The organism is Polaribacter sp. 20A6 (assembly GCF_011378915.1).
Lineage (GTDB): Bacteria > Bacteroidota > Bacteroidia > Flavobacteriales > Flavobacteriaceae > Polaribacter > Polaribacter sejongensis.
The window spans coordinates 414,675-438,465 of record NZ_WTPZ01000001.1 but is presented as its reverse complement, the minus strand read 5'-3'; the positions used below and the strand labels follow the sequence as shown (position 1 = coordinate 438,465).

The 23,791-nt window shown below is 31.4% G+C and carries 15 protein-coding genes; 5 read left to right on the top strand and 10 right to left on the bottom strand.

Annotated features, from left to right (window positions below):
• Positions 1 to 57: 57 nt before the first annotated feature.
• The 8 genes from GQS57_RS01895 to GQS57_RS01860 all read right to left on the bottom strand — a co-directional run bounded on the left by GQS57_RS01895 (position 58) and on the right by GQS57_RS01860 (position 12,749).
• Positions 58 to 1,935 (bottom strand): alpha-amylase family glycosyl hydrolase, encoded by a 1,878-nt coding sequence (locus GQS57_RS01895; protein ID WP_165730671.1) that lies wholly within the window; start codon positions 1,933 to 1,935, stop codon positions 58 to 60.
• 10 nt (positions 1,936 to 1,945) lie between these two features.
• On the bottom strand, positions 1,946 to 4,366 hold the full coding sequence (locus GQS57_RS01890) for a TIM-barrel domain-containing protein (RefSeq protein ID WP_165730669.1): 2,421 nt from the start codon (positions 4,364 to 4,366) through the stop codon (positions 1,946 to 1,948).
• Positions 4,367 to 4,406: 40 nt separating this feature from the next.
• Entirely contained in the window at positions 4,407 to 6,359 is a 1,953-nt protein-coding gene (locus GQS57_RS01885) for a glycoside hydrolase family 13 protein (protein WP_165730667.1), read from the bottom strand.
• A 58-nt stretch (positions 6,360 to 6,417) separates the two neighbouring features.
• Positions 6,418 to 7,002: a transposase gene (locus GQS57_RS01880; protein ID WP_165730665.1), complete on the bottom strand. Its 585-nt coding sequence runs from the start codon at positions 7,000 to 7,002 to the stop codon at positions 6,418 to 6,420.
• Between the two features lie 65 nt (positions 7,003 to 7,067).
• Positions 7,068 to 9,362 carry a glycoside hydrolase family 65 protein gene (locus GQS57_RS01875; RefSeq protein WP_165730663.1) on the bottom strand — a complete coding sequence of 765 codons (2,295 nt, stop codon included), beginning with the start codon at positions 9,360 to 9,362 and terminating at the stop codon, positions 7,068 to 7,070.
• 120 nt (positions 9,363 to 9,482) lie between these two features.
• The gene (gene pgmB, locus GQS57_RS01870) at positions 9,483 to 10,136 is read right to left on the bottom strand and encodes a beta-phosphoglucomutase (protein ID WP_165730661.1); all 654 of its coding nucleotides are present in this window, start codon (positions 10,134 to 10,136) and stop codon (positions 9,483 to 9,485) included.
• A gap of 73 nt (positions 10,137 to 10,209) precedes the next feature.
• Positions 10,210 to 11,580 (bottom strand): MFS transporter, encoded by a 1,371-nt coding sequence (locus tag GQS57_RS01865; protein ID WP_165730659.1) that lies wholly within the window; start codon positions 11,578 to 11,580, stop codon positions 10,210 to 10,212.
• A 146-nt stretch (positions 11,581 to 11,726) separates the two neighbouring features.
• Positions 11,727 to 12,749: a LacI family DNA-binding transcriptional regulator gene (locus GQS57_RS01860; RefSeq protein WP_165730657.1), complete on the bottom strand. Its 1,023-nt coding sequence runs from the start codon at positions 12,747 to 12,749 to the stop codon at positions 11,727 to 11,729.
• Positions 12,750 to 12,949: 200 nt separating this feature from the next.
• Between GQS57_RS01860 and GQS57_RS01855 the strand changes: the two genes are divergently transcribed.
• The 4 genes from GQS57_RS01855 to GQS57_RS01840 all read left to right on the top strand — a co-directional run bounded on the left by GQS57_RS01855 (position 12,950) and on the right by GQS57_RS01840 (position 21,612).
• The gene (locus GQS57_RS01855) at positions 12,950 to 15,862 is read left to right on the top strand and encodes a SusC/RagA family TonB-linked outer membrane protein (RefSeq protein WP_165730656.1); all 2,913 of its coding nucleotides are present in this window, start codon (positions 12,950 to 12,952) and stop codon (positions 15,860 to 15,862) included.
• Between the two features lie 11 nt (positions 15,863 to 15,873).
• A complete protein-coding gene (locus tag GQS57_RS01850) occupies positions 15,874 to 17,448 on the top strand; it encodes a RagB/SusD family nutrient uptake outer membrane protein (protein ID WP_165730654.1) in 1,575 nt (524 codons plus the stop codon).
• 11 nt (positions 17,449 to 17,459) lie between these two features.
• Positions 17,460 to 18,779: a SusE domain-containing protein gene (locus GQS57_RS01845; protein WP_165730652.1), complete on the top strand. Its 1,320-nt coding sequence runs from the start codon at positions 17,460 to 17,462 to the stop codon at positions 18,777 to 18,779.
• A gap of 67 nt (positions 18,780 to 18,846) precedes the next feature.
• Positions 18,847 to 21,612: an alpha-amylase family glycosyl hydrolase gene (locus GQS57_RS01840; protein ID WP_165730650.1), complete on the top strand. Its 2,766-nt coding sequence runs from the start codon at positions 18,847 to 18,849 to the stop codon at positions 21,610 to 21,612.
• A gap of 177 nt (positions 21,613 to 21,789) precedes the next feature.
• Here the strand turns inward: GQS57_RS01840 and GQS57_RS01835 are convergent, their stop codons facing one another.
• Together GQS57_RS01835 and holA are read right to left on the bottom strand one after the other, a co-directional pair.
• Positions 21,790 to 22,242, bottom strand: a complete 453-nt coding sequence (locus tag GQS57_RS01835; RefSeq protein ID WP_165730648.1) for a DUF1569 domain-containing protein — start codon at positions 22,240 to 22,242, stop codon at positions 21,790 to 21,792.
• 1 nt (position 22,243) lies between these two features.
• Positions 22,244 to 23,245, bottom strand: coding sequence for a DNA polymerase III subunit delta (holA, locus tag GQS57_RS01830; RefSeq protein ID WP_165730646.1), 1,002 nt, complete (start codon positions 23,243 to 23,245; stop codon positions 22,244 to 22,246).
• Positions 23,246 to 23,262: 17 nt separating this feature from the next.
• Here holA and GQS57_RS01825 point away from each other — a divergent pair, with 17 nt between their 5' ends.
• Positions 23,263 to 23,706 carry a type I restriction enzyme HsdR N-terminal domain-containing protein gene (locus GQS57_RS01825; protein ID WP_165730644.1) on the top strand — a complete coding sequence of 148 codons (444 nt, stop codon included), beginning with the start codon at positions 23,263 to 23,265 and terminating at the stop codon, positions 23,704 to 23,706.
• Positions 23,707 to 23,791 lie beyond the last annotated feature (85 nt).

Sequence of the window (23,791 nt, the reverse complement as noted above, 5' to 3'; positions counted from 1 at the left end):
AATTATATTTTATGTTTTAAATCTCAAAGATTTTAACCCCCTTTGAGGTTTATGCTATTAATATTTAACTTTAAGGATAAAAGATTCTAATGGTTTTAGATCTACTCTAACTCTAGCTTCTCCGTTTTTTACTTTTAAAGTTGATGAATACTCTTTATACAATTGATCTTCTACTTGGTATTCGCCATCTTTTAAATTCCATTTTGCAATAATATCTTGAGATAAACCTAACTCAAATCCATAGGTGTCATTTGCATTAAAATTAGAAACAATAATTAATTTTTCATCATCGCTGTAACGTACAAAAGACAAAACTCTTTCATTATACCATTCTGTATGCTGACGGTTAAAATGATGAATATCTTGGTACTCGCCCATTAAGGCATCACTTTTAATGGTAAAGTTTAATAAACGTTTGTAAAAATCTCTTAGGGCTAGTTCTTCTTTTGTAGATTGCCCGCCATCATACTCTTTACCGTTTACCCAACGTTGTAATGTTGGCACACCAATATAATCGAAAATAGAAGTTCTAGATGGACTTCCAAATCCAGCATTTTCTGCTCCTGGCTCTCCAAATTCTTGTCCGAAATACACCATTGTTGGTGCTGTAGAAATGGTTGCAGAAACCACCATTGCTGGTTTTCCTTTTAAGGCGTCTCCGGCAAACTCCGGACTCGCAATTCTTTGCTCATCATGGTTTTCTAAGAAATGCAACATATTGTGTTCAATATCTTTTAAATCTTCTTGAATTGGCGCAATATGATCTGTTAATCCATGACCCTGCATAATATTTTTTATGGTATCATACAACTGCACTTTGTCATATAAATAATCCATTTTCCCTTTTCGGATGTAATTTCTATATTCATTTGGGTTGTACACTTCTGCCAATAGAAAAGCATTTTCATTTTTCATTTTAATAGCAGAATTCATAAAACTCCAGAATTCAACAGGCACCATTTCTGCCATGTCATATCTAAATCCGTCTACTCCTTTTGCAGTCCAATACAATGCAATATCTCTAAATTTAATCCAAGAACTAGGTACTTTTTTGTCTTGCCAAAACTCAAAGTGTTTTTTGTAATCTTCGTTATCAAAACCTTCTGGTAATTCGTCAAAATCTTTTTTCCCCTCAGGAGAAACACCATAATTTACTTTTACAGTTTCGTACCAATCATTAAAATGAGGTTTTGCAGCTCGTGAACCATTACCTGTCCACTTTGCAGGATTTTCATCAAATTTATGATCTGATAACGGATTTTTCTCTCCGCCTAAAGGCGCATATCCATTTAAAAAGTCTGGCACTTCAAATGCTTCATTAGGTACATAATAAAAGTTATTATCTACATCATACTCCACTGTTTTATCATCATCTGCACCAAAGTCTTTGGTTCCTTCTGGGTTAGATAAACTTTGATAATTTCTAGCAACGTGATTTGGTACAATATCTATAATTACTTTCAATCCATTTTTATGAGAACGCGCTATTAAAGCCTCAAATTCCTCTAATCTGTTTTCTACATTTACCGCTAAATCTGGATTTACATTGTAATAATCCTTAACCGCATACGGAGATCCTGCTCTACCTTTTACAATATCTGGATCGTCATTTGAAATGCCAAACTCTGTATAATCTCTAATTACATCATGATGCGGAACACCTGTGTACCAAATATGTGTAACACCCAAATCTTTAATTTCAGACAAGGCTTTATCTGTAAAATCATTGAATTTACCAACACCATTTTCTTCAATAGTTCCCCAAGGTTTATTAGTGGTATTTGTATTACCGAATAATCGTGTAAATACCTGATAAACCACTGTTTTTTTCTCTTGATTTGTATTCATCTTCTTAGTTTTTGGTGTTTTTTCTGTTGAACAACCAATTATTATTGCTAAAACTGAAACAGATATAACGCTGTATATTTTTTTCATAATTGATTTTTTATTTTAATGATATTTTTACTTTTAATTCTTTATTAGGATTCCATTTTAATGGAATTGTAAGCATATTTTTTTCTGATGAAATTCGTTTTCTTTTTCCATCAACTTTTACCTTTTTAGGATTCCAGTTGATATTATGTAATACCAACGTAATTTCTTTTTGTTCTGGATTCCAATTTTCACCAAATCCTGCTTTCATTTCAAACTCTAAGCAACCTTTGGTTAATTCAGATTCAAATTCTAGAATTTCATAAGCTCCTTTTTCAAATGCATTAGAAAGCAAACCATTGTCATTATAAAGCGTTCTTTTACTTTCTTTAACCGAAGCATCAAAATAATAATGAACTTCTAAAACATCACCTTTATAAGCATCTGTAGTTTGCACTAATTTTGCCATCGGTATAAAAGCACCTCCTCTAACATAGGTAGGAATTGTTGCTTCCTCTAATTCAACAGATTTTGTTTGTCCACCAACAACTTTTTCATCTGTATAAAAATTAAACCAATTGGCAGTATTTGGAAAATAAATTTCTTTGGTTGCTACCGAATCTTTTAAAATTGGTGTGATTAAAAAATCATTTCCCCATAAATATGTCGTTGAATTAGTCATCAATTTTTCATCGTCTTCTTCAAAGAAAATAGGACGCATCAATGGCGTTCCTTTTTGATTGTTCTCAAATGCTACATTATAATTATATGGCAATAATTTATAACGTAATTCAATGGCTTTTTTTGTCAATTTCTTAGCTCTATCACTTCTAAAAACAGGTTCACTTGCAACATCTTCTTGAGCATGAGGTCTAAATATCGGTTGAAAAACACCATATTGTAACCAACGGATATATAAATTATCATCTAAATTGGTGCCAGCAAATCCGCCTAAATCAGAATGCATGTATCCCAAACCTTGCATTCCCATTTGTAAGGCAATTTCTGGTTGAGATTGTAATCCTCCCCAAGTTCTGTTAACATCTCCAGACCAAGGAATCATACCGAAACGTTGCGAACCAGAATAACCTGCTCGCATTAAAATAAAAGGTCTCTCATTTGAAAAATCTTTTTGATATCCTTCAAAAATTAAACGAGCCCAATCATGCCCGTAAATATTATGAACTTCGTCTGCTGTTTTATTCTGAAAATTCACCCAAGAAGGCAAAACTTCTGGTTCTCCTAAATCTCCCCAAAGCCCTTTTGCGCCTAATTTTATAAGTTCTTTATATATGTTCCAGAACCATTCTTTCCCTTCTTTTTTATAAATATCTACAATACCTGTATTTCCAAAATAGAAATCATATTTTGCGGGATTCCCAATTGAATCTGTTGCTAAAACTTTTTTTGCTGCAGCTTCATCCCACTTTTTAGAAGTGGATAAAATAAAAGGTTCTGTAATTAAAACCGTTTTTACACCGTTGTCTTTAAGTCCAGAAATCATTCCTTTCATATCAGGAAAAGAATCTTTGTAAACCTCCAAATTCCCCATAGTTCCTTGTAACTCTTTTCCAAACCAGTATAAATCTAAAATTACAGCATCTACAGGAATTTTTTCTTCTTTAAATTTTGCTATAGTAGCTTCTGTTTCTTTTTGTGAATGGTAACCAAATCTACTCGAAAAATTACCTAAAGTCCAACGAGCTGGTAAAGGTTGTTTCCCTGTTAAATCAGTATAATTATTTACCAAATCGATCCAAGAATCACCTACAATAACTTGATACGTTTTACGACCAGAAATGGTTTCATACGTTAAAGAATTGTCTTTTTTACTGTCTAAATCTAAATAACCAATAGGAGCATTATCAAAATGAAGCATGTATTTTTTTGATGAAATGACTAAAGGAATCGTAAAATTCATTAACTCCGCATGCGTTTCATAACCATACTGTGCTCTGTTATAAAGTGGCAATCTGTTGCCTCTTCTATTCATACCCAAAGCTCTTGATCCTGCACCATATAAAACCTCATCTGAAGTTAAATTGAATTCAATTTTTTCCGTTTTATTGGCAACAATATTGCCTCTAACCAAATCCATTGGTTCGTGTTCTGACTTGAAATAACCTGCTTTTTCTGAAGTAACAACTTCATTATTATATGTATAAATAATTTGAAAAGGTTTGTGTTTTACAAGTACCGAAATTCCTTCTGAAAAGAAATTACTTTCGTTTGCACTAATTACAGGAGTAATGTCTACTTCTGATGGTTTTAAAACTACCGCATGAGATTCTTTAACTTGCTGCTCACCAGCAGGAATAAAGCTAGTTTCTACAATTTTTGTATTTAAAAATGTAACAATATACAAACCATCATTCACATTAATATTAAAACCATTAGCTGTTTGTTTTATGCTTTTAAAAACTCTGTCTGTATTCTGTGAAAATGAAAAAGTTGTTATAAAAAGTAATAAAAAAAATATTTTATAATTCTTCATATTTTATGTTTAAAAACCCAAAAGGTTTAGACCGTACTACTTATATTTTTGTTGTTAAAAGAACACTACCTTTTTCTGATAAATGAATTTCATTTCCCCAAATAAAAGTATCGCCCGTAATAATGTTTTTTAAGGTTTTACCCTCTAATCCAACCTCTTCAAATCGTTTTAAATCTATTGTAATTGGTTGGTCATTTTTATTGATAATATTTACAACCGTTTCATCACCCTTTGTTCTAAACAAGAAATAAGTCCCCATGAAAGGAGCAAAATGAATGGTTTTACCATCATGAATCGCTTTACTATCTTTTCTATAATTCAAAATCTTTGTAATAAAAGATTGCATGTCTTTTTGGTATTCATTTAATCCTTCACCAGTAAAAGCATTTACAGCATCATCTTTAAAACCTCCTGGAAAATCACTTCGTATTAAACCATGATCTCCGGGGTTTGCAGAATCATTCATTAGAATTTCTGTACCGTAATAAATTTGAGGAATTCTTGGTAAGGTTAACATATAACTCAATCCCATTTTTACTTTTGAGGTATCTTCCCAAAGCTCTGTAAAAACTCTTGTTTTATCATGATTATCTAAAAAGACAAACACATCTTTTGGAGATGCATAATGAAAATCATTGGCTAAACCTTCATATAGTTTTATCAAACCTTTGTCCCATTCTTCTTCTTCATTAATACCTTCTACAATGGCTTTTTGCATTGGAAAATCCATAGGAGATTTTAAATTAGACTCATAACCATCTCTATTATTAGCCCCTTTTTGCCAATAACCAACAATTAATGGATTGTAACTCCACTCTTCTCCAACAATAGAAAAATTAGGATATTCATGCATAATAGCACCTGCCCAATCACTCATAAAGTTTTTGTCTGGATAAGGGTATGTATCTTGTCTAATACCTCCTAAACCCAACGTTTCTATCCACCAAATACTATTTTGAATAATGTATTTTGCTAAAAACGGATTTCGCTGATTTAAATCTGGCATTGCAGGTGTAAACCATCCTTCATTATTTCCTTTTAAATCTGCTTTTGATACGTATATATCTTGATTTGTAGTTCTTCTATGGTTAGACCCAATATTGGTTTCATTGTTCCAATTATCTATATTGTCCTCATAATTTTTTTGATTGTTTAACCAATCACCAAAAGGTAAATCTTCCATCCACCAATGCCCAATTCCACAATGATTTGCAACTTGGTCCATGATTAATTTCATGTCTTTTTCTCTTAATTTATAAGCTAACTCTTTATATTCTGATAAATTTCCGAAACGAGAATCTACTTTATAATAATCTGTAATTGCATAGCCATGATACGAACTTTCTGCCATATCATTTAAAAGAACTGGCGTTGGCCAAACAGTTGTAAAACCAAGGTCTGAAATATAATCTATGTGATTTATAATTCCTTGTATATCGCCTCCATGACGCTTGTAATTATCAGAACGGTCTATATCTGTTTCTTTTAATGCTGTATTGATATTATTAGAATCATCTCCGTTTGCAAAACGATCTGGAGTAATTAAATAAATAGCATCAGAACTATTAAAACCTATAAAATCGTCCGACTTTTTATCTCTTGATTTTAACTCGTACGTATGTGTTTTTTTTGTGCTATCTGCAAAAGTAAAATCGATATTAAATTCCCCTACTTCTGTAGACTCATCAATTTTTAAATCGATAAATAAATAATTATTACTTCTAGCTTTGTGTACTTTTTCGATAGTAACTCCTTGATAAGAAATAGAAGGTATTGCATCACCAATATTTTCTTCTTTTACTAATAATTGCAACGAAGTATCCTTAAAACCCACAAACCAATTTGGTGGTTCTACTCTTTCAATTTCGTTTATTACTGCTGTAATTTCCTTAGTAACCTCCATTTTATTTTGTTCTCGTTTTTGGCATGAAAACAAAAATACAATAACAGAAATTATAAGAACATTTAAATGGTTGTATTTTAATAGTTTCATTTTATCCTATTTAAACCTCAAAGGTTTTAAAAACCTTTGAGGTTTGCTTTGTTACTATTTATTCAATTTCTTCAAAATTATCACTTTGTTCATTTTCTTTATGAACATGAATAAAATTATCTTTATCATCAAAAAATTCAATCACTTCTTCTCTCTTCAAAATTGTTGGTTTTGATGATAAAATAGATTTATAAGAAGAATATAAATATTCTTGATAATTATCTGTAAAACCATGTTTAAGAGGATTTAAATGAATATATAAAATTACATTTCTTAAATATTTTAAATCCTTAATTCTATTACGTTTAAATCTAACTTTAAACAAACTACCTTCTCTGTTGTACTTTTTATTTATTGCCTTTGTATAAGCATTAAATAAGTTAGAAAAAGGTTGAGATAATTTCTCTAAATTTATTTTATTAATAGATGATAACTCTTCCCTTGATTTTATTTTAATCAATAAATGAAAATGATTTTTCAACAAACAGTATGCATATACATCTGCAATTGGTGAAATATGCTTTTTTATTAAATTTAAAAAATGTGAATAATTACTATCTTCAACAAATAAATTTTCTTTATTATTTCCTCTATTATAAATATGGTAAAAATGGTCAGGTTCTAAAACATCATATTTTTCCATATTTTTAATTCGATTATTATGTAAACCTCAAAGGTTTTAAAAACCTTTGAGGTATCTATTTATATTTATTTACTTGGTGACACAGTTACTTGTTCTCCATCAACTAAAATATCAATTGATTCTTTTCCTTCTAGTGTAAACTCAGTTCCTGTTTGAGAAACATTTACTGTAATTACTTGATGTCTAAAATTCACTTTAAATGAATAGGCTTTCCATCCCTTAGGAATTTTTGGAGCAAAAGAAAGCGTGTTATTTTGTACTCTCATTCCCCCAAAACCTTCAACGATACTCATCCAAGTTCCTGCCATAGAAGTAATATGCAATCCTTCTTCTACTTCGTGATTATAATCGTCTAAATCTAAACGAGAAGTACGTAAATAGAATGTATATGCCTGATCCATTCTATCTAACTTTGCAGCTTGAATACTATGTACACAAGGAGACAATGAACTTTCGTGCACTGTATATGGCTCATAAAAATCGAAGTGACGCTCTAATTCTTCCGTAGAAAAATCATCTTCGAACATATAAAAACCTTGCAATGTATCTGCTTGTTTGATGTACGGAGAACGTAAAATTCTGTCCCAACTCCATTTTTGGTTAATCGGTCTCTGGCTTTTATCTAAATCTGCAACCGTAATTAATTCTTTATCTAAGAAACCATCTTGTTGTAAGTACACATTGTGTTTTTCTGAATATGGAAAATACATATCATCTGCAACACTTTTCCATTTGGCCAATTCTTCATCAGAAAATTTTACTTTTTCTTTAATTCTGATATAATCAGAAATATGGTCTGTTTTTACAATTTCGATATTTTCTAATGCATAATTAATACACCATTTAGCAATGTAATTTGTATAAAAGTTATTGTTGATGTTATTCTCATATTCATTTGGACCAGTAACTCCCAAAATCATGAATTTGTTTTTATCCGAAGAAAAAGTTGCTCTTTGCTGCCAAAAACGTGCAATAGCAATTAAAACTTCCAATCCTTTTTCTGGAATGTAAGAATAATCGTCTGTAAAACGGTGATAGTTATAAATTGCAAAAGCGATGGCACCATTTCTATGAATTTCTTCAAAAGTAATTTCCCATTCGTTATGGCATTCTTCACCATTCATGGTAACCATTGGGTACAATGCTGCTCCGTTTGTAAAACCTAACTTCCCTGCATTTTCAATCGCTTTATCTAAATGATTGTATCTGTATTCTAACAAAGTTCTTGCTACAGATTGGTCTTTAGTTGCCATGTAAAAAGGAATACAATATGCTTCTGTGTCCCAATACGTACTTCCTCCATATTTTTCTCCTGTAAACCCTTTTGGACCAATATTTAAACTAGCATCTGTACCTAAATACGTTTGGTTTAATTGAAAAATATTAAAACGGATTCCTTGTTGTGCTTTTACATCACCTTCTATGGTAATGTCGCTCATGCTCCATATTTGTGCCCAAGATTCCTTTTGTTTTTCTAACAAAACATCAAAACCAAAACTAACAGCTTTGTCTAAAGCTACTTTTGCTGCAGCAACTAATGCGTCTTTATCATAATCTCTATCCACTACATAACCACCAAATTTATGGATGGTAAATGCTTCATTTTCTTTAATCTCTTGTTGATATGTGCAAGAAATTAAATTTGAAGTTTGCTCGCTTTTACAAGGTACCTCAACTTCTTTATTGTCTACAAACAAACGAGATTCCATAAAAGTACACGTGTAAAAATGTGTTTTCATGGTTCTTGCCTCAATATAAGATTGTTGGTTATTTTGAGAAACTTTTAAAACATCCCAAAATTGATCGTCCCAGTTGGTATCTTCATTGGTAATTCCTGCATCTATATAAGGAGTATACGTAATTTTAGCATCAGAATTTAACGGAGTTATCGTATAACTAATCGCACCAATTTCATCTAACTCTAAACTTAAAAAACGTTTTGCTGCTACTTTAATTTTGATTCCGTTTTGTAAAACAGCTTCAAAATCTCTAGACAACCAACCTTCTTGCATGTTTAGTTCTCTCTTAAATTTAGAAACCTCTTTACAGGTGTTTAAATCTAATTTCTCTGCATTGATCAATACGTTAATACCAATCCAATTTGGAGCATTTAATACTTTTGCAAAATACTCTGGATATCCATTTTTCCACCATCCAACTCGTGTTTTATCTGGGTAATAAACACCACCGATATAACTTCCTTGAAAAGTTTCTCCTGAATAATTTTCTTCAAAATTAGCTCTTTGTCCCATGGCGCCATTACCAATACTGAACAGGCTTTCTGATGATTTTACTTTCTCTGAATTAAAGCCTTCTTCTATAATAGACCATTCGTTTGGTATGATATAATCTTGATTCATTTTGTTTTTTTAAGATATAAGAACAGAGATGCTAGACCGCTACGCTTTTAGACTGATTCTTGTTCTGTAATTTATTTTGTTATCTTGATTCTTTTAGTCTTGTTTCTATTCTCGACCTACTTATTTATCAATCAGTTCCTGAATAAACTCAACACTAATTTCCGTAAAGTCATTGTAGTTAAATTGTGCTTCAGAAAGTATGTTTTTATCACCAATACCAATACTGATCATTTTTGCTGCATTTGCCGCTTCTACACCAGCTACTGCATCTTCAAAAACCACACAATCAGTTGCATTTACACCTAATTGTTTTCCTGCCAACAGAAAAACTTCTGGATCTGGTTTTGCTTTGGTTACATTATTACCATCTACAATAGCATCAAAATAATGTAAAAGACCTACTTTTTCTAAAATTGGTTGTGCATTTTTACTTGCAGAACCTAAGGCAATCGGAATGTTTTGTTCTTTTAAAAAAGCTAAAACTTTAGGTACATCAGGTAAAATTTCTGAAGCATCCATATTTTCTATATACTTTAAATAATCTACATTTTTTTCGATCATCCAAGTGTCAAATTCTTCTTGTGTTGCTGTTCTATTACCAATTTCTAACAAAATTTCTAAACAACGTTTTCTACTTACGCCTTTAAATAATTCGTTTTGTTCTTTGGTAAATTCGAAACCTAATTCGTTTGCTAATTTTTTCCACGCTAAATAATGATATTTTGCTGTGTCTACAATAACTCCGTCTAAATCGAATATAAATCCTTTTTTCATCTACTTTTCTTCTTTATTTTTAAATAAAATTAATTTTAGCATGTATTAATTTTATCTAAACTATTTATTTTTTTTAAGTCCCTTCTTGATAACTAATTGCATTTTTATTGGTAATTAATAAATTACATAAACCTGCAATTATTAAACTTATTCCTGCAACTGTCATTGCATTTATAGCATCTTCACCTAATAAATTAGATACATAATTAATCCCCCCTAATGCTGCAATAATTTGCGGAATTACAATAAACATGTTAAATATTCCCATAATAACACCCATTTTCTTTGGGTCTACAGAACTAGATAACATGGCATATGGCATAGACAAAATACTACCCCAAGCAAAACCAATTAATACAAAACAATATTTTAAATTTTCTGGTGATGCATAACTCATCGCTAAAAACCCTAAACCACCAATAATTAAAGAAAACATGTGTACGTATTTTCTGTTGATGTTTCTTTTAGATGTATATAAGGTTAGTAGCAAGGCAAATGCCATAGAAGACAACCCGTAAATCCCCATTGCAGAACCTACTGAATTAGAGGATTCTTGAAATTTTGTATTGGCGATTCTAAATGCTTCTGCTTGCACAGTGTCTGCCATATTAAAAGCAGCCTCTATTGGAGCGGGTGTATGAAATACGTGTTCCGTTAATGCAGGATTTGCCATAGACCACATGGTAAAAAATGCAAACCATGAGAAAAACTGAATCACTCCCAACTTTTTCATTGTAGTTGGCATGCTACCAATATTCTCTAATATATCAGGAATAAAATTATTCTTTTTTGCTTTTTCTTTTTCAAACTCTTCCATGTCTTCTGGCGGATATTCATCCGTTGTAAAAACGGTAAAAAGAATACTTGCCATAAAAACAACTGCACCTATTGCAAAAGCAACTTTTACAGACATTGGTACAACTCCAGATGCAGCTTCATTACTAACACCAAACTGAGAAACCATCCATGGTAAGTTACTTGCTACCCAAGTTCCTATTCCTATAATTAATGTTTGTACAACAAAACCATAAGATCTTTGAGATTGAGGTAACTTATCTGCCACCAATGCTCTAAAAGGTTCCATAGAAATATTTATGGAAGCATCTAAAATCCATAAAAAACCAGCAGCCACCCATAATGCAGGAGATTGTGGTACAAAAAATAGTGCTAATGAACTTAAAATTGCACCTACCAAAAAGTAAGGCTTTCTTCTCCCCCATTTTACACTCCAAGTTCTATCACTCATATAACCAATAATTGGTTGTACAAGTAAACCTGTTAAAGGTGCGGCTATCCAAAGCAAAGGAATATCTTCTTTTCCTGCGCCTAGTGTTTGAAAAATTCTCGACATAAATCCACCTTGTAAGGCGAATCCAAATTGTATTCCTAGAAACCCAAAACTCATGTTCCAGATTTGCCAAAAACTTAATTTACGCTTTTCCATTTATCGTATGCTATTAAGTTAATATTACGATAAGCGTTTAGACTTATCAATTCATAAATTTTGTGGAATGTAATTTATTGATAAATCGTAAATATCTAGCAAAGGTATGTGTTTTTTATATATGTGAAGAAAAGGAAAGTAAAAATCTACGACGACGGTTTCGTAGATTCTCGTAGTTTTAAATCGCTAGAAATCACGATTTTTTTAGGTTTAAATACTTCAGATTCTTTTTCTATTCGTTCTATTAAAAGTTCAACTGCTTGTTTCCCCATTACAAAACCATGTTGTGCAATTGTTGTAATAGAAGGTGAAGAATATCTAGAGATTAAACCATCTGTAAAACCTATTACAGAAAAATCTTCTGGTATTTTATGTCCTTTTTGTTTCGCTGCTCTCATTGCCTTAGCTGCATAAATTTCATTTACAGCAAACACTGCATCAATATCTTGTTCAAATACTTTTTCTATTTGATCAGAGATATCAGCTTCTTCATCAATTTCAAGGATTAAATTAGAGTCTGTTTTAATATAAGCTTCTATCAATGCTTTTTCATAACCTTGCCTTCTTAAAGCTCCTACATTAACGTGCTTTGGTGTTGTTATTAGCGCAATTTTTTTTCTACCATTTTCTAACAAATGCTTCGTCGCTTTATAACCGGCACCAACATCATCTACCACTACTTTATCACACAAAATTTCATCTACAACTCTATCTATTAAGACCAACGGAATTTCTTCTGCCACTAGATCTTCAAAATGCTTAAAGTCTTTATTTTCTAATGTTCCACTTGCAATGGAAACAATTAAACCATCTACACTTCCGTTTGATAAAACTTTTAAGGTATCTACTTCTTTCTTATATGATTCATTAGAGAAACAAACCATAATATGATACCCTTTTTCATTAGCACCTTCTTCAATCCCCATAATTACTGTAGAGAAAAAATGATGCACTATTTTAGGTAAAATAACTCCAATTACTTTTGTTTTTTGATTCCGAAGTTGAAGCGCTAAACTGTTAGGTTTGTAATTATAGTAATCTGCATAAGCTTGAATTTTTTCTTTAGTCTCTCTACTTATTTCATGACTATCCTTTAAGGCTTTTGAAACGGTAGACGTAGAAACTCCTAATTCTTTCGCAATTGTTTTTATAGTAATTTTTTGCTTCATTCTTTATTAAATCTAAAATATTAGCGTGATTTTTTATTAATATGATGACAATCTCATAAGAAAAGTTGTTAACACGAAAACGTTTTCGTGATTTATATCATGTTGTAAACATATTACTAATATCTATATTTACAATGTGGAATGTAAATTTATTGTAATCAAAAAAGTCAAATTTACAGTTATTATTTAACAAATTATACATGGAAAAATTTAAATTATTGTTAATTGGAATTCTTTTAACAACCTCATTTAGCGTGTTTGCACAACAAACAGTTAAGGGTGTTGTAAAAGATAAAACATCTGGCGATCCTTTGCCTGGTGTTAGTGTAGTTATTAAAGGTACTACTAGAGGTATGCAAACCGATTTTGACGGAATCTTTACTCTAGATAAGGTACAAACAGGAAACGTACTTGTCTTTAGATATTTAGGTTTTTCAGACAAGGAGGTTACAATAGGTACAGATTTTAATCTATCTGTAGTATTAGAAGAATCTTTAGAATCTCTAGACGAAATTGTTGTAGTAGGTTACGGTTCGGTAAGAAAAGAAGATTTAACAGGTACAACAGATTTATTAACAAGTAAAGATTTTAATAAAGGACCTATTGTTTCTGCACAATCACTTATTAGTGGTAAAGTTGCAGGTGTAAATGTAATTGCGGGTTCTGGTGCTCCAGGAGATGGACAAACCATTAATATACGTGGTACAGGTTCTTTATCATTAAATAGCCAGCCATTATATGTTATAGATGGTATCCCATTAGACAATGGTGGTGTTGGAGGATCTAGAAATCCATTAAACTTTATAAACCCTAATGATATTGAAACATTTGTAGTTTTAAAAGATGCGTCTTCTACTGCTATTTATGGTTCTAGAGCTGCAAATGGGGTAATTTTAATTACTACTAAAAAAGGTAAAGACAGTGAGTTTAAGTTTAACGCAAGCTCTCAAACAACTGTTTATACTTTAAGAGATAAAGTAGATGTTTTATCAGCAAATCAATTTAGAAGTTTAATAAATGATATTGGAACACCTAACCAAATTGCTTTATTAGGTGATGCTGATACAGATTGGCAAGAAGAAATTTATACAACTGCTATAGGGCAAGATCATAACTTTAGTGCATTAGGTAAAATTTATGGAATACCAATGAGAGCTTCTTTAGGATATTCTGAACATGAAGGAATTTTAAAAGGAGATAACTTACAACGTACAACTGCTTCTATGAACTTATCTCCTACTTTATTTGATAAACACTTAAAGATAGATTTTAACGTAAAAGGAATGTACACCGAAAATGAATTTGCAGATAGAGGTGCAATTGGTGGAGCGGTGTCTTTTGATCCTACACAATCTGTGTATGATGCAAATTCTCAATACGGTGGATACTTTGCATGGTTAGACGCTGGTACCGGAAACCAAAACAACTTAGCACCAACAAACCCTTTAGCATTATTAGACTTAATAGATGATTCTGCAGAAATTAGACGTTTTGTAGGGAATGTAAAGTTTGATTATAAAATACATGGTTTAGAAGATGTTACCGCAACAGTTAACTTAGGGTATGATACTTCTAACAGTCATGGTAGAAAAGTTACTTCAGAACTTATTCCAACTTCAGATGCAACTTTTAATGGTTCTTTATCAAGATTTACTCAAAATTCAGACAACAAGGTTTTAGACGCCTACTTAACGTACGCTAAAACTTTTAATGAAAAGCACAACTTAACAGCAGTTGCTGGTTACGCATATCAATCTTTTGAATATGATAACTATAGTTATGATAGTGAAGCGGAAGAAGATGGTAATACGTATGAATTTATAGACAAATCTAAAAACGTGTTATTATCATATTTCAGTCGTGCTAATTACGATTATGAAGGTAAATACTATTTAACAGCAACCGTAAGAGCAGATGCTTCATCTAAATTAAACCCAGATGATCGTTGGGGATTCTTCCCATCATTTGCTGCAGCTTGGAGTATTCATAAAGAAGCTTTTATGGAAGATTCTTTCTTTAATGAATTAAAATTACGTGTTGGTTACGGTGAAATAGGTAACATTAATGGTTTAGGTGATTATCAGTTTTTAACTAGGTATCAAGGTAGTACAGATACTGCTAACTATCAATTCGGAAACTCTTTTTATCAAACTTTTAGACCAGAACCAATTAATACCGATTTACGTTGGGAAGTTGGAAGAACTTTAAATCTTGGTGTAGACTTTGCTTTTCTTGATAGAAGAATTACAGGTTCTGTAAATGCTTATTTAAAAGAAACAAACGATCTTATTGCTAGTTCTATTGTAGACCCTTTTACAAATTTTGGAAACAGAATTAACGCCAACATTGGTAACATGGAAAATAGAGGTTTAGAGTTTAACTTAAACACAACCCCTATTAGAACAGATAATTTTGAATGGACAGTAGACTACAACATTTCATTAAATGATAATAAAATTACCAAATTATCTGCAGACCAACCACAAGGAGGAATCTCTACAGGGGTTGGTAATAATGTACAAGTACATAGAGAAGGTGAAACTGCAAATAGTTTCTTAGTTTTTCAACAAGTGTACGATGCCAATGGAAAACCTTTAGAAGGGGTTTTTGTTGATAGAAATAACGACAATATGATTAATGATGATGATAAATACATTAATGAGGATCCTTTTGGAGATGTTTTAATGGGCTTTAACACAGGTGCTAGTTATAAAAACTGGGATGTATCTATACAAACTAGAGCTAGTTTTGGTAACTATATGTACAATGATGTTGCTGCAAATAAAGGTGTTGAAAAAAACGCTACAAACAACAGTATATTATCTAATTTACATGCAGATTACTACAATAGTGGTTTTACAGTTATTAATGATAGAACGGCCTTAAGTGATCATTTTGTACAAGATGCTTCTTTCTTTAAAATTGATAACATTTCACTTGGTTATACTTTAGATAAGATAGAAAACACAACGTTTCGTTTTTATGGATCATTACAAAATGTTTTAACAATAACCGATTATGATGGTTTAGATCCAGAAATTAACTTAGGAATCGATAATGATTTTTACCCAAGACCTAGATCTTTTGTATTAGGCGTAAATGTTAACTTTTAATAAAAAGAAAAATGAAACAAAAATTTAAATATTTAATTGTAATCATGTTATTCTCTTTAGGAGTTATATCATGTCACGAAGATTTGAATCAATTACCTATTGATCCAGATAGTTTTACAGAACAAGATGTGTTTTCTAATGCAACAGAAGCACAAGGAGCACTTGCTAAATTATATGCTAGTTTGGCTTTAACAGGTCAAAAAGGACCTTCAGGTGAGGCAGACATACAAGATATTGATGAAGGTTTTTCTCAATATTCTAGAATGTTGTTCAACTTAAATGAATTAACAACAGACCACGCTGTAGTTGGTTGGGGAGATGCAGGTTTACCAGATTTACATGGAATGTATTGGTCTGGTAGTAACGATTTTTCTGAAGCATTGTACTATAGGTTAGCACAAGAAGTATCTTTTTGTAACTCATTTATAAATAATGCAGCTGTTTTAACAGATACGGAGGTTGCAAGTTATATTGCAGAAGCTCGTTTTTTAAGAGCATTTGCTTACTATAATTTAATGGATATATATGGTAACGTACCTTTAGTTACTTCTGTTTCCACTGAGTTGCCAATGCAAGCATCAAGAACAGAAATATTCAATTTTATTGAAACTGAATTATTAGAAATTCAAGATGAATTAAAAGTAAGTGGATCTAGTGAGTATGGTAGAGTAGATCAAGCTGCTGCTTGGGCATTATTGTCTAAATTATATTTAAATGCTGAAGTTTTTACTGGTACAGCAAAATATGCAGAAGCAGTAACGTATTCTAACAAAGTAATGACTTCTAGTTATTCTATTAATACGGTAGATGCCAATGGAAACGGAAGTGCTTATGACGAACTTTTCTTAGCAGACAATAACACAAACGGAGCACAAAATGAATTTATTTTTGCCTTAAATTTTGATGGTCTTAGATCTCAAACTTATGGAGGTACTACATTTTTAGTACATGCTGCAATTGGTGGAAACATGAATGCTACAGAGTTTGGTGTAAACGGTGGCTGGGGAGGCTTAAGAACTACCAAAAACTTGGTTAATAAATTTGATGCAAACGATAAAAGAGGAATGTTTCATTCAGATGGTCAAACTTTAGAAATCGAAGAGATTCCTACTTTTGAAAATGGATATGCTGTTACTAAATTTAAAAACATCGATTCTAATGGAAACCAAGGATCTGATGCTGCTGGAGATTTTGTAGATACAGATTTACCGTTAATAAGATTAGCAGAAATCTATTTAAACTACGCAGAAGCATCTCTTAGAGGTGGCGGCGGAGATTTAGGATTGGCTGTAACTAAAATTAACGAATTAAGAGAAAGAGCTTTCGGAAATGCAAGTGGAAACATTAGTACAGCAGACTTAACTTTAGAATTTGTTTTAGACGAAAGATCTCGTGAGTTGTATTGGGAAGGACAAAGAAGAACAGATTTAATTAGATATAATTACTTTACTTCTGATACGTATTTATGGCCTTTTAAAGGTAATTCTAAAAATGGATCTGGAGTTCAAGATTATAGAAACCTTTTTCCTTTACCTAACAATATTATAACAACGAATCTTAATTTAAAACAAAATCCAGGATACTAATAACTAAAGACATGAAAAAAATAATAAATTCATTATTCGCTCTTATTATTGTATCAATTGGTTTTACCAGTTGTGAAGATATTAATGACAGAGTAATCATAAACCCAGATGTAGCAGCTACAACAGCGTTGATTATTCAAGAAACTGCACCTATTGTACTTTTAGAGGAAAATCAAGATGAAATTGCTCTACATACAACTTGGACAGCACCAGATTTTGGTTTTGATGCAGTGCCAACGTATAAAATTCTGATAGATTTAGCTACAGGAGATTTTAGTAGTGCAGAAACCATAGAAATTGGTGATAAATTAGAGAAATCATTTACAACTTTAGAATTAAATTCTATTGCATTAGCTTTAGGTGCAGAAGCAGGTGTTGCTTCAGATTTGTCTATCAAATTACAAGGTTTTATTGGCAATCAATTGTTAATTAATACTAATTTACAAACCATTAGCGTAACTCCATACTCTAGTATTTTAGACTTATCTACTACATGGGGAATTATTGGTTCTGCTGCTAATGATTGGGGTGCAACTCCAGATTTACCATTCTACACAACCAGTACTGCAGGTGTTTTAGTAGCATACGTTACTTTAATTGATGGAGAAATTAAATTTAGAGAAAACAATGAATGGACCAATGATTTTGGAGATAACGGTGCAGACGGAACTTTAGATACTGGTGGAAGTAACATTGCTGTTGAGGCTGGTGCTTATAAAATTACCATGAACTTAAATAGCAACACCTATAAAATAGAAGATTTCTCTTTAGGCATTGTGGGTTCTGCTTATAATAATTGGGGAGAAACTCCAGATTTTGCTCTTACTTACGATTCTTATTCAGATCAATTTAGAGGAATTGTAAAGTTATTAGACGGTGAAATGAAGTTTAGAATGAATAATGATTGGGGTACCGCTTACGGAGAAGGTGCTGCAGGATACCTAGACACATCTGGAGGTGATATTGCTACTACAGCTGGTAGATATATTGTTACTGTAAACTTAAATGATCTATCTTATTCTTTAGAACCAATAGAAGATATTTGGGGACTTGTAGGAGAAGCAACTCCTAATGGATGGGATGGTCCAGACGTATTATTTACCAGAGATTGGTCTCAACCAAATGATGATATTTGGGTCCTAAATAAAGTAACACTTAAAGATGGTGAATATAAATTTAGATCTAATGGAGCATGGGCTTTAGATTATGGAGATGATGGAGCAGATGGTGCTTTAGAAAAAGGTGGTGCTAATTTAGTAGCTACTGCTGGTACATATTCTTTTGTATTAAACTTTACAGATCCAGAAAACCCAACGTATACAATAAATTAATTTTTTTTTAAACTTTACAAAGACTACCCCTAAAAGCGGTAGTCTTTGTTTTTTAACACGATTACTTATGAAAAAAATTACACTACTTTTATTATTAATAACTACTTTAAGCTATAGCCAGGTACAAAATGCTACCTTTTCTGTTTCCCCTACTACTTTTAACGAGAGTGATGAAATAGCCATAACGGTCTCTGGTATTACAACTGCTTCTTGGGGAGTTTCAGATATCTATTTATGGACTTGGTCTTATGATATCAATGATGCAAACTCTATGGATTCTCCAACAAATGGAAGTTGGACGAACTCTAACGAAGCTCAAAGACTAACAAACAATAGCAATGGTACTTATTCAATAACTTTTAAACCATCAACTTTCTATAACAGAACTGGCTTAGGACGTATTGGAATGCTAGTAAAAGCTAAGGATGGTTCTGGAGATAAGAAAACTCAAGACCAATATTTTGAAGTTGGCGCTTATCAATTAACTTTAAATGCTCCTACAACCACTACAACCATTCTAAATTCTGGAGAAACATTACCAATTGCTGCAACAACTTCATTATCATCAAACTTTAGCTTAAAAGCAAATGGAGCTGTTATTAATCAACAAAACAGTACATCAACATACAACCACACTCCTACTGTTACAGAAAATACTACCTTTATTCTAGAAGCTACAAATAACGGAGAAATTAAAAGCACAACATTTAAAGTTATTGTAAAACCAACGGTTTCAGAAGCACCTGTTCCTGCAGGCTTGAAAGACGGAATTAACTTAAATCCATCAGACAATTCAAAAGCTACTTTGGTTTTTTATGCTCCCGAAAAAGAGTTTATTCACCTAATTGGTAGTTTCAACAATTGGGAAATTAACAATGCCTATTTACTTAAAAAAGACAGTGCTACAGATCGTTTTTGGATAGAACTTACAAATTTAACTCCGCAAACAGATTACACGTATCAATACATCATCAATGCAGATTTAAGAGTTGCAGACCCATACTCTACTGTAATTTTAGATGAATATAACGATCAATATATAAACGCAACAACCTATCCTAATTTACCAAGTTATCCTACAGGAGAAACCAACCACGCAGTTACTTTATTAAGAACTGGAGATGCAGATTATGTTTGGCAAACGACCAACTTTACGAAGCCAGAAAAAACAGACTTGGTTATTTACGAACTTTTAATAAGAGATTTTGATGACTTACATTCTTATGATGCTGTAAAAGCAAGATTAGATTATTTAGAAGAACTAGGTATTAATACCATCGAGTTTTTACCTGTTATGGAATTTGACGGAAATGAGTCTTGGGGATACAATCCTTCTTTTCACATGGCTTTAGATAAATATTATGGCAACACTACTGCTTTTAAACAATTTATAGACGAATGCCATCAAAGAGGTATTGCTGTAATTATAGATGTTGCTTTTAATCATGCTTCCGGACAAAATCCGTATTATAGAATGTACAATACAGACAATGGTGGTTATGGCGGACAAGCAAATTCAGACAGCCCTTTTTTCAATCCAACGGCAACACATTCTTACAGTGTTTTTAACGATTTTAATCACTCTAAACAAGCTGTAAAAGACTATGTAAAAAGAGTTTCTCAATATTGGATTGACGAATATAAAATTGATGGTTTTAGATGGGATTTAACCAAAGGATTTACTCAAAATTGTGCTTCTGGAGATGCTTGTACAAACGCATATCAGCAAGACCGAGTAGATGTTTTAAAAGAATATGCTGATGATCAATGGGAAATAGACCCTAATTTTTATATTATTTTCGAACATTTAGGCACCAACGAAGAAGAAACTGAATGGGTGAATTATAAATTAGATGAAGGAAAAGGAATTATGGTTTGGGGCAACCACAATCATCAATACAACCAAGCGACTATGGGCTATGGTACTGAAGCTGATTTTTCTTGGATTTCTTACAAAAACAGAGGTTGGTCTGTACCTGCAAATGTTAGCTATATGGAAAGCCATGACGAAGAGCGTTTAATGTATAAAAACGTACAATTTGGTAACGCTAGCGGAAGTTATAATATTAAAGACTTAAACACAGCATTAGCTAGAGAAGCATTAGCAGGCGCTTTTTATTTTACAGTTCCTGGACCAAAAATGATTTGGCAATTCGGAGAATTAGGATATGATATTTCTATAGAAGAAAATGGTAGAACAGGTAATAAACCAATTTTATGGAATTACTTAGACAATGTTAATAGAAAGAATTTAAAAGAAACTTGGTCTAAATTAATTCAATTAAAACTGAAATATGATATTTTTGAAACTTCAGATTTCACTTTAAATGTTGGTAATGCTAACGGATTAAATACAATTCATTTAACAGATGCATCTGCCTCAGACATACAAAACATTACTATTATCGGTAATTTTGGTGTAACCACGCAAAGTATTTCTCCTACTTTTCAACAAACAGGAACCTGGTATAATTTATTAGAAGATAACACTACAATAACAGTTACAAATACAACTGCTAGTATTTCGTTAGCTCCAGGTGAATTTAAAGTGTATGCAAATAACCCGGCTTCTCTTTCTTCGGATGATTTTACGTTAGACGATAAAAACTCTATGAAACTGTACCCTAATCCAGCTAAAACACACTTTGTTCTTTCTGATAAAACTAATGAAGTTACCATTTTTGATATTACCGGAAAACAAGTAAAATCGTTTTCTAAAGAAGCAATAGACAGCAATTACTTTGAAGTATCAGCCTTTAAAAAAGGTGTTTATTTTATTAGAATTAAGGATGTAAAGAACCAAATTCTTACTAAAAAATTGATTATAAATTAATTTTTGATTTTAATAAACAAGAAGTTGTCTAAAAAAGTGAATTTTTGTCAATCTGAATTTATTTCAGATTCTTTTGAAGTTTGAATTTCAGAAAGTTAAGATGCTGAAACAAGTTCAGCATGACAAGGTTTATTACTTTTTAGACAGCTTCTTGCTATTTTTAAACTTTGATATATTCTAAACTCCAAATTGAGTTAAGTGATGGTCTAAATGTTTATAAAATGAATTATTCCATTCTACCGCAGTTAGTTTACCAAAAGAATTAGACTCTTTACCTTCAAAATGAGTTTCTCCTAATTCTTGGGTTTTAATAATGTAATCTACTAAATTTTTCTTTTCTACTTCAAATTCTTTATCATCAGCAATAATGAATTGAGATGCAGTTCTTCCATTTTTAGCATAAGGTTTTTCTGAAACAACAATATTTTTAACAATCATCTTTAAAATCCATTTGGTAAAAGCATTTGGTTTAGGATATTTTTCTGTAAAAACCATCTCATAAGAAACAGCACAATGCGCTAACATTTGAGATACAGACATTTTTCCCCAAGTTGGATTTGTTGTAGCCGATAAATTATTGATTCTTTTAATTACGTCATTTGTAATTTCTTTTTCGAAAATATTTTTCATTCTAATGTAATATTTTAAACAATAATTCTTTTAATATATCTTTTTGAGATTGACTTGCGCCAACACCTTTACTTTTTACATCTGCATCTCTTAAAAAGGCAATTATTTGTGCCACTTTACGCATTGGGTAATTTCTAGCGGCTAAAAAATATTCATCAACAAAATAAGGATTAACACCTAGCGTTTTTGCCACAGAACTTTTAGATTTGTCTTTTAAACCATGAAAAGAAAGGAGTTGTGTAAAATACCCATTCAACAAAGAAATGGTCATTACCAAAGGATTGTTCTTTGGGTTTTCTGCAAAGTAATTTATAATTCTATTGGCTTTTACAATATCCTTCTCTCCTACTGCTTTTCGCAATTCAAAATTGTTAAAATCTTTAGAAATACCAATATTGTCTTCAATATGCTTATCACTAATAATAGATTCTTTAGGCAGAATTAGCATTAATTTATCTAACTCGTTAGAAATTTTACTTAAATCTGTTCCTAAAAACTCTACTAACATCTGAGATGCTTTGGGTTCTATTTTATACTTTTTACCACTTAAAACTCTACGAATCCAATCTGAAACCTGATTCTCATACAGCTTTTTACTTTCATAAATTAAACCTGTTTTTGCAATTGCTTTGTGCAGTTTTTTACGCTTATCAAGTTTTTTATATTTATAGTTAAAAACTAAAACAGTGGTTGGTTGCGGATTCTCTGCATAAGCAACTAACTTTTCTATATTTCTACTTAAATCTTGGGCTTCTTTAACAATTATAACCTGTCTTTCGGCCATCATTGGGTAACGTTTTGCAGCAGAAACAATATCTTCTATGCTTGCATCTCTACCATACATTACTTGCTGATTAAAACCTTTTTCGGCTTCCTCTAAAATATGTTCTTCTATATAGTCAGAAATTTTATCAATATAATAAGGCTCATCACCCATTAAAAAATAAATTGGCTTTATAATTCCTTTCTTTATATCTGAAACAATGTCTTTTATTTCGTTCATTTACTTACTTTTGACTGATGCAAAAACTTAACCTACCTTCTTATAATTTCAAACTCAAAAGTAGCGAAAATAAGACGCTTATTTTTGATAAATTGAGAAAAAAATATATGGTTTTAACTCCAGAAGAATGGGTGCGTCAACATTATGTTTCTTTTTTAATTGAAGAAAAAAAATATCCTACTACCTTAATTGCTTTAGAAAAACAATTAACCATTAATAATCGCAAAAAAAGAACGGATATTTTAGTTTTTAATAAAGAAGGAAACCATGAGATTATTGTAGAATGCAAAGCACCTTCCATAAAAATCACACAAGACACTTTCGATCAAATTGCACGATATAATTTAAAGTTAAAAGCCAATTACTTAATTGTTACCAATGGTTTACAGCATTTTTATTGTAAAATGGATTTTGAAAAGGAAACCTATATTTTTTTAAAGGATATTCCTAATTATAAATAACAATTGTCATTGTTTAGCTATTAAAATATATAACAAAACACCTTTACTTTAAAGAAAATGAAACCCCAAATAAGCGGACTTATTT